This is a genomic window from Streptomyces sp. NPDC054783, assembly GCF_053611725.1.
The window spans coordinates 1-8,452 of record NZ_JBSHAY010000005.1 but is presented as its reverse complement, the minus strand read 5'-3'; the positions used below and the strand labels follow the sequence as shown (position 1 = coordinate 8,452).

Here is an 8,452-nt window from a genome sequence, read left to right as displayed (position 1 = left end):
TGGTGTTGGGCCACAACAGGGGCCGGCCCCCCCCCCCCCGGGGGGGCGCCCTGGGCGGGCCCGCGCCCCCTGTGTGTTTTCGGGTCGGGGGGGCCCCCCGGGGCCGGGGGGTCGGGGGGGGCGCGCCTCCGTCGACCTTCAGCACCGTGCCGGTCACGAAGGAGGCACGGTCGCTCAGCAGCCAGGCGGCGGCCTCGGCGATCTCCTCGGGGACGGCCGCGCGGCGCAGCGGGGTGAGTGCCGTGAGCCGGTCCTGGAGACCGGGGGCCTCCGCTTCCCAGGCCCTGATCATCTCCGTCAGGGTGTTGCCGGGCGCGATCGCGTTGACGCGGATGCCTTCGGGGCCGTAGGTCACGGCGGCCGACTCGGTGAGGCTGTTCACCGCCCGCTTCATCGCACCGTACGCGGGCAGTTCGGGGTTGCCCCGCAGACTGCCGATGGAGGAGTTGTTGACGATGGCGCCCGTCCCGGCGGTGGCCCGGATGGCGGCGACCTCGGCGACCATGGCCAGCCAGACGCTCTTGAGGTTCACCGTGTAGACATGGTCGAACTCGGCCTCCGGTAGCTGGTCCATGGGGCCGGGCGGCTGGATCGTCGCGCCGTTGTTGAAGGCGATGTCGAGGCGGCCGTACAGGTCGACGGTCCGGTCCACGGCGGCGCGCACGCTCGCCGTGTCGGCCAGGTCGCACACGACGTAGTCAGCGGTGCCGCCCGCCGCCCGCACCTCATCGGTGACGGCCTTCAGCTGGGCCTCGGTGCGGGCCGCGAGCAGGACCCGGGCCCCTTCCCGGGCGAAGAGCCGAGCCGCGGCGGCGCCGATGCCGCGCCCGGCACCGGTGACGAAGGCGACCTTGCCGGCCAGCAGGCCGTACGCGGGCGTGTCGTCGTTCCGTGCGTCGCCCACGGCGTTCTGTGTGTTGTCCATGGCAGCGAGCGTGCGCCGGGGGGACGGGCCCATCCAGGCACCGGCAGTACCTGGATGGGGCTCGCCGGGTACCCGCACACTGGGGGTGTGGACAGAGTGGAACTGGCGGGATTCCTGCGCAGCAGGCGCGAGCGGATCAGCCCTGCCGACGTGGGCCTGGCCGCGGGGCCGCGCCGCCGTACCCCGGGGCTGCGCCGCGAGGAGGTGGCGCACCTGGCGTTCATCTCGACCGAGTACTACACCCGGCTGGAGCAGGCCCGCGGCCCGCGTCCGTCCCGCGAGGTACTGGCCGGCCTGTCCCGCGCCCTGCGGCTGTCGGACGCCGAACGCGAGCACCTCCATCTGCTGGCCGGTGCCCCGCCGGACCCGGCGCCCGGGCCCCCGCGCGAGGTGCGGCAGAGCATCCTCGACCTGATCCACCGGCTGCCGCAGTCCGCCGCCTTCGTCACCTCGGCCACGCTGGAGGTGCTCGCCTGGAACGCACTGGCCGCCGCCCTGATGGAGGACTTCTCGGCTCTGCCGCGCCGCGAGCGCAACCTCGCGCGGCGCGTCTTCCTCGGGCCGCGCCCCGAGGGGCGGCGGCTGTACGGCGTGTCCGACGCCGACGCGTTCGCCCGGCACGCGGCCCGCCGGCTGCGCACGGCCGCCGCCCGCTACCCCGACGATCCCGAGGTGACCGGCCTGATCCGCGAACTCCGCGCCGGCAGCGAGGAGTTCGCCCGGCTGTGGGACTCCCACGACGTCGACGGGGAACCCACGCTCCGCAAGACCTTCCGGCATCCGCAGGTCGGGCCCGTCACCGTCAACTGCGACGCCCTCGACCTCGCCGACCGGGACCAGCAGGTCGTGATCTACACCGCCGTCCCCGGCACACCGTCCGAGGAGGCCCTGCGGCTGCTGTCGGTCATCGGCACCCAGCGCATGGACGCCGTCCGCTGAGCCGGACCGGTGCTTACCCCCTGGCGTGGCGTCCGCAGCACCGCGAAGACCTCCTCCAGCAACGCGGGGGAGTCCGCCGGCCGACCTGAGCCGGTGGTTTCCTCGCCGCCCTGCATGTGGAGGAGCAGGGCCGCGCGCCGGGCGCCGACCGCGTAAACACACCATGTATACATAGTGTGTATAGTGCGGGCTGTAGAACTCGCGACCGTGGGGGCGACGATGACGACGACCATGCCCAGCCGTCCGGTGGGCCTGAGGTGCCGACTGCGCGCGTGGGGCGGTCCGACGGCGGTGGCGTCGGGTGCCGGCTTGCTGCTCGGCGTCCTCACCAACCTGGCCCAGGGGTGGCTTCCCGGAGCCTGGCAGCAGATCGCCAACTCCGGTACGGTCTGGTCCGCTGTCGCGTTCGCCGCCGGAGCACTGCTGCATCGGCAGGGCCCCGTGTCCCAGGCCGCGGTCGGGGGTCTCGGCGCGGAGGTCGGCCTGGTGGTCGGTTACTACGGCTATGCCGAGTTCGGGCGCGACGGTGCGGGGGATCTGTTCTTTCCGCTGGTGTGGCTCGGCATGGCCGGCGTGGCGGGACCGCTGCTCGCAGTCGCCGGCCACTGGTGGCGGCGTGGCCCGGACACGCGCCGCCGCGTCACCGGTCTGGCCGCGCTCGCCGGACTCTTCGGCATGGAGGGCCTGGCATACGCGTGGAACCTGCACTACGCCGCGCAGGCATGGGCATGCCTCGCTCTCTTCGTGCTCATCCCGCTGCTGATGGCCCGTACCCACAAAGAGCGCGCCCTCACGCTGGGCGCCGCCCTGGTCTGCGCGTCCCTCGCCTACGTCCTGATCGAGCTTCCCCTCCAGACGGTGTCCGCCTGAACCGGCCGTCCCTGCGGGGACGGAGGCACGCGGTGCACCGCGTCCGCTGCCGACGCGGTGCACCCGTGAGCAAGGGCGGACTCGGTCAGCAGTACAGGCTGCCGCCCGGCGAGACGCCGAGGATCTGGGTGAAGCGCTGGTAGGCATCGACGCGGCTCTGCACCTGCGCGGGGTTCTTGCCGTCGCACTCCAGGGAGCCGTTGATGCTGCGGATGGTCTGGCCGAAGCCGGCACCGTTGACCATGGCGTCGTGCGGGGTCATCGAGCCCGGCCCCGACTGGGTGTTCCAGTACCAAAGGCCCGTCTTCCAGGCGACGGAGGCGTCGTTCTGCACCTGCCAGGGGTTGTCCAGCAGGTCGATGCCGAGTGCGTCACCGGCGGCCTTGTAGTTGAAGTTCCAGCTGAGCTGGAGCGGGCCGCGCCCGTAGTAGGCGGCCTGTCCGGCGGGGCAGCCGTACGGCTGGCTCCAGTCGCAGTAGGTCGGGTAGTTGGCGGTGTTCTGCTCGACGACGTAGACCAGGCCGCCCGTCTCGTGGCTGACGTTGGCGAGGAAGGCGGCGGCCTCCTGCTTCCTGACCGTGTTGCTGCCGGTGTTCGCGAAGCCCGGATAGGCGCTCAGGGCCTGGACGAGGCCGCTGTAGGTGTAGAAGCTGTTCCGGTTCGGGAACATCTGGTCGAACTGGGCTTCGGAGACGACGAATCCGGACGGTGTGCCGCTCCCGCCGCCGGCCGGAGCGTTCCATTTCTGGTTCGCGCCGCCCGTGCAGGTCCAGATCTGCAGCCGCGTGGCGTTGGCGCTGTTGTTGTCCCGCACGTCCAGGCACTTGTTCGCGGCCGGGTTGACGATGTCGTGGGCCGAGGTGACCACCCACTGCTGGTTGGCGCCGCCGGAGCAGTCCCACAGCTGGACCGCCGCGCCGTCGGCAGTGCTGCGGTCGACGACGTCCAGGCACTTGCCGAGCGCCCGCAGGGTGCCGTCACCCGGGTTCGACCAGATCTGGGCACCGGTTCCGTTGCAGTCGTAGAGCTGTACGGCAGTGCCGTTCGCGCTGTTGGCGCCTGCCACGTCCACGCACTTGCCGGCCAGCCCGGTGATCTGGCCGTCCGCGGCCCGGGCGGGCGTGGCGATGAACAACGCGGCGAGGAGGGTGGCGACGACGCCGCCGGTCAGGAAGCGTGCGAGACGCCCCAAGCGTATGGGTCTGTAGGGGAGTTCGGCGAGGCGGAGGTGCATCGACAGGTGCTCCTGTCCTGGTCGGGTGGATGGGGTGCGTGCCGGTTCCGGCGGACGTGGTGTGCTGCCGGCCGATGGTGTGGGTACGGGACCGTCAGCCGAGGACGGTCTCGGTGACGACGATGTGTCCGGCGTCGGGATCGATGCTTCCGCCGAGCCGGCCGAAGGCGCCGTCGGTCAGGTCCAGGCACTTGGGTACCTGCGGAGTCCAGGCGAACGTGCCCCGGTCGTTGACGCGGACCACCAGCGACCTGCCGTTGGCGGTGTTCATGACCTGTACGCGTGTACCGAAGGGCAGTTGGGGCTGCCTGCTGAGCGAGGTCGCCACGGTGTCGGCGTTGTTGTCGAAGAGTTCGCCGCTGGCCGTCAGGGCGCCGGGCGGCTGCGGGCCGTAGTGGGTCGCCCAGCAGGTGTCGGATGCCTGCGTGGCGGGCGCGTCCGGGCCGGCCTGGGCCGGGGAAGCGGTGAGCAGGCATGCGGAGAGGCCCAGCGCGGCTGTGAGGACGGCGGCGGAACGGGACCTGGCCATGAAGGAGAGTGGCCTTTCGGGTGGGGGGTGGGCATCGGGCGGCGTGCACCTCCGGAAGGGACGGCCAACGGTGAGCGCGGCGCTCGATGCATGGCTGGGCAGTGAAACTAGAGGTACAGACCATTGGGGGTCAAGGTGTGAAGTAAGCCATGAAGAAAGCGAGTTGAGGCTCAGTCGCGGCACCGCGGGCCTCGGCGTCGATCGCGTGCGCCATCCGGGCCGCACCAGCGCGGAGGGGCGGGCGGTGGTGAGGGAGCCCAACGGGTGGACGGCCGGCCCGATGTGGAGGGGGCCAGGTGGGGCCGGCCGGCGGCGTGAGGGAAAATAGTTGCCCAGTAAAACTACGGGGAACGCGCGAAAGGTCCTCCATGCCGTACCTCACGGTCGACTACTCCTCCCGCCTGGCCGGAGCCTTCGACGCTTGTGCCTTTGTCAAGGAGTTGCATCCGCTCGTGGTCGAGGAGTCCGGTACGTCGGGCGTGTGCAAGACGCTGCTCCGGCCGGCGGAGACGTATGCCGGGGACGGCGTGAGCGAGGAGGCCGCTTTCGTGCATGTGCAGGTCGGCCTCATGCCCGGCCGCCCCGAGGCGCAGAAGGCCCGGCTGTCCGAGGGCGTGCTGGTTCTGCTCGCCAAGCATCTGTTGGTGGCCGACGGGGGTGAGGAGAGGGTGTGCTGCTCGGTGGAGGTGCGCGACCTCGGGGCCTCCTACCGGCTTTCGCCCTCCGCGCGGTGAGCCCCGGGGCGAAGTGGCTTCCGGTCCCTCCGAATTCGGTTGTCCGCCATGCCGGCCCCGCACTACCGTGCGACCAGTGGATCTCTTCTCACGCTCTTGGACGGCATTGCGTACAGCGGTCGCGGAACTCCCGGACGAGGGCTTCGAGCGGCCGTCCGGCTGTACCGGCTGGCTGGTACGGGACCTGGTGTGCCATCTGGTCATCGACGCCCAGGACGTCCTGATCACCCTGGTCACACCCGTCGACGCCGAACCGACGGTGGACGCGGTCACGTACTGGAACCTGGTCGAGCCGCCGACCGGCGAGGATCCGCTCGACGCGCTGATCCCGCGGCTGGCCGCCGCCTACGGTGAGCCGCGGTGGCTGAAGTTCCACTTGGACGACGTCGGTTCCGCGGCGGGCCGTGCCGCCGAGCTCGCCCATCCGGCCGTCCGTGTCGGCACGCGCGACGAGGTACTGACCGTCGCCGACTACCTGTCCGCGTACGTGGTCGAATGGACCCTGCACCACCTCGACCTGATCGCCCATCTGCCCTCGGCCGCCGAACCGCCCGCCGAGACGCTCGCGGCGGCGCGCGCGGGGCTGGAGAAGATCGCCGGCACTTCGTTCCCCGCCTCGTTCTCCGACAAGGACGCGCTGCTGATCGGCACCGGTCGCCGAGCGCCGACCGAAGCGGAGCAGGCCGAACTGGGTGACTTCGCCGCCGAACTCCCGTTCGTCCTCGGTTGACCGGCCCGTCCTGGTTCCTCCGTCGAGGACTCCCCTGCCCCTTGGGCGCTCCACGTCCCCCGAGCGCTCGAACATCACTCGAGAGCGAGACCAAATGATGAGATGACGTTCGCATTCCGTCACTACCATGTCACTCAAGACAACCGATCGACCGGCCCGTGTTCGATACGTGCCGATCAGGGTCGCCGATGTGCCAGGGACCGCTCCCCGGGCTGCGGTGATCTTCCTGTCCAGGAGGACCTTCCGCATGTTCCGACGTATTGGAGCCACAGTCGTCCGACACCCTGTGTGGACGATCGTGGCATGGCTGATCGCCGCGGTGGCGATCGTCGCCACCGCCCCGAGTCTGCCCTCGAACAGTGACGAGAGCAGCTTCCTTCCCAAGAGTTACGAGTCCATCAAAGCGGCAGATCTCCAACAGAAGGCGTTCCCCAGCGCCTTCACCCCATCCGCGATCGCGCTGTACCAGCGCACGGACGGCGGCAAGCTGACCGCCGCCGACAAGCAGGACATCGCGCGGATCACCACACAACTGAGCAACAAGCACATCGACCAGGTGCAGAAGGTCGTCCCCGGCCTGCCGTCCAAGGACGGCAGGTATGACCTGACCCTGGTCCAGATGGACAGCAAGAACGCAGGCCAGCCCAAACAGGCCGACGCGGCCAAGGTGTTGCGCGACGACGTCAAGCAGCTGGCCAAGGGCACGCATCTCGACGTCAAGCTCGGCGGTAGCGCCGCCCAGGCTCTCGACCAGCAGGACTCGTCCAAGCGAGGACAGGCGCTGATCGGCTTCGGCACCTTCGCGATCATCCTGGTCACCTTGCTGATCATCTTCCGGGCACCGATCCTGGCCGTACTGCCCCTGGTGCTGATCGGCCTGGTCTCGGCCGTCGCCAACGGCCTGATCGCCTACGCCACCAAGCTGTTCGACCTCCAGGCGAACAGCTCGATCTCGTCGATCCTGATCGTCGTGCTCTTCGGCGTGGGTACGGACTACTTCCTGTTCCTGATGTTCCGCTACCGCGAACGCCTGCGCCTGGGCGACGAACCCAAGCAGGCCATGGTCAACGCGGTCGGCCGGGTCGGAGAGGCCATCGCCTCGGCGGCCGGGGCCGTCATCATCGCGTTCCTCGCGCTGGTGCTGTCCACCCTCGGCTTCCTCAAGCAGATGGGCCCGGCGCTCGCCATCGCGGTCGGTGCGACCCTCGTCGCGGGTCTGACCCTGATCCCGGCGGTGGTCTCGCTGATCGGGCCGAAGGTCTTCTGGCCTTCCAAGTCCTGGCAGAAGGAACCGGAGAACGCCCGCTTCGCCGCCCTCGGCCGCGGGGTCCAGCGCCGTCCGGCGCTCACCACCGTGCTGTCCGGTCTCGTCCTGGTCGCGCTGGCGGCCGGCATCTTCGGCTACCACGCCACGTTCGACCTTGCCTCGGGCTCCATGCCGAAGACCAAGGAGTCCATGGTCGTCCAGGACCAGATGCAGAAGGCGTACTCGGCGGGCGCCGCGGCACCCACCGACGTCTACCTGTCCAGCACCGACGGCAAGCCACTGGACAAGTCGGCCTTCGCCGCGTACGCGAGCAAGCTCGGGGCCGTGGACGGGGTCGCGAACGCCCGCATGACGCAGGTGAACAAGGACGGCAGCACCGCGGACTTCACCGTCACGCTCAAGTACGAGGCGTCGACGGACAAGGCGATCGACACGGTCGGCCGGGTGCGGGACGTCGCTCACACCAACGCCCCTGACGGCACCAAGGCGGTCGTCGGCGGTATGTCCTCGATCTACAAGGACATCAACACCGCGGTGAACCACGACTACAAGACGGTCTTCCCGGTGGCCGCCATCCTCATCATGATCATCCTCGGCCTGCTGCTGCGCAGCGTCGTCGCCCCCTGGTACCTGATGGCATCGGTGGGCCTCGGCTTCGGCGCCACCCTCGGCGCCACTGTGTGGATCTTCCAGAAGGGGCAGGGACACTCGGGGCTGATGTTCATGCTCCCGGTGATCATGTATCTGTTCGTGGTCGCCATCGGCACCGACTACAACATCCTCATGATCGCCCGGCTCCGCGAGGAGGCCCGCGAGGGCCGCGAGCCGCGCGAGGCGGCCGGCATGGCGCTGCGTCACGCCGGTCCGACGGTCGCCGCGGCCGGCTTCATCCTGGCGGCGACCTTCGCCACGATGATGCTGGCGGGCAACTCGCTGCTCACGGAGATGGGTTTCGCGGTCTCCTTCGGCATCGCCGTCGCCGCCTTCGTCATGGCGATGTTCTTCACCCCGAGCCTCACCGCGCTGATCGGCCACGCCGCCTGGTGGCCGGGGCACGGTGACCGGGCTGAGCCGGCGCCGGCCGGCGCCGGCACCGGTGTCAGCGGTTCCGCATCGGCGCCCGGCGCCGACCGGGACTCCTTCGCCCACGATCCCGCCGGGCGCCGCAACTAGCGGCGGTGCGGGGCGCGACGGGGCGTCCCGCCGGGTCATGAGGCCTGGCGG

General features: G+C 70.3%; 7 protein-coding genes and 1 pseudogene. 5 read left to right on the top strand and 3 right to left on the bottom strand.

Annotation, left to right across the window (positions count from 1 at the left end):
- Positions 1-121: 121 nt before the first annotated feature.
- Positions 122-925: pseudogene (locus tag ACWGJ5_RS11735) on the bottom strand (SDR family NAD(P)-dependent oxidoreductase); the annotation flags it as partial.
- A gap of 87 nt (positions 926-1,012) precedes the next feature.
- Between ACWGJ5_RS11735 and ACWGJ5_RS11730 the strand changes: the two are divergent.
- Both ACWGJ5_RS11730 and ACWGJ5_RS11725 read left to right on the top strand, forming a co-directional pair.
- Positions 1,013-1,864: a helix-turn-helix transcriptional regulator gene (locus tag ACWGJ5_RS11730; RefSeq protein ID WP_453309566.1), complete on the top strand. Its 852-nt coding sequence runs from the start codon at positions 1,013-1,015 to the stop codon at positions 1,862-1,864.
- Positions 1,865-2,047: 183 nt separating this feature from the next.
- Positions 2,048-2,734: a DUF6518 family protein gene (locus ACWGJ5_RS11725; protein ID WP_453309565.1), complete on the top strand. Its 687-nt coding sequence runs from the start codon at positions 2,048-2,050 to the stop codon at positions 2,732-2,734.
- Positions 2,735-2,819: 85 nt separating this feature from the next.
- Here the strand turns inward: ACWGJ5_RS11725 and ACWGJ5_RS11720 are convergent, their stop codons facing one another.
- Together ACWGJ5_RS11720 and ACWGJ5_RS11715 are read right to left on the bottom strand one after the other, a co-directional pair.
- Positions 2,820-3,968 carry a glycoside hydrolase family 19 protein gene (locus ACWGJ5_RS11720; RefSeq protein WP_453309564.1) on the bottom strand — a complete coding sequence of 383 codons (1,149 nt, stop codon included), beginning with the start codon at positions 3,966-3,968 and terminating at the stop codon, positions 2,820-2,822.
- A gap of 94 nt (positions 3,969-4,062) precedes the next feature.
- Complete coding sequence (locus ACWGJ5_RS11715; protein WP_453309563.1) at positions 4,063-4,497, bottom strand: septal ring lytic transglycosylase RlpA family protein; 435 nt, start codon at positions 4,495-4,497, stop codon at positions 4,063-4,065.
- 368 nt (positions 4,498-4,865) lie between these two features.
- Here ACWGJ5_RS11715 and ACWGJ5_RS11710 point away from each other — a divergent pair, with 368 nt between their 5' ends.
- The 3 genes from ACWGJ5_RS11710 (at position 4,866) to ACWGJ5_RS11700 (ending at position 8,401) form a co-directional block, all read left to right on the top strand.
- Complete coding sequence (locus ACWGJ5_RS11710) at positions 4,866-5,231, top strand: 5-carboxymethyl-2-hydroxymuconate Delta-isomerase (RefSeq protein ID WP_453309562.1); 366 nt, start codon at positions 4,866-4,868, stop codon at positions 5,229-5,231.
- 76 nt (positions 5,232-5,307) lie between these two features.
- Positions 5,308-5,961 (top strand): maleylpyruvate isomerase N-terminal domain-containing protein, encoded by a 654-nt coding sequence (locus ACWGJ5_RS11705; protein WP_453309561.1) that lies wholly within the window; start codon positions 5,308-5,310, stop codon positions 5,959-5,961.
- A 247-nt stretch (positions 5,962-6,208) separates the two neighbouring features.
- Positions 6,209-8,401 carry an MMPL family transporter gene (locus tag ACWGJ5_RS11700; protein ID WP_385317124.1) on the top strand — a complete coding sequence of 731 codons (2,193 nt, stop codon included), beginning with the start codon at positions 6,209-6,211 and terminating at the stop codon, positions 8,399-8,401.
- Positions 8,402-8,452 lie beyond the last annotated feature (51 nt).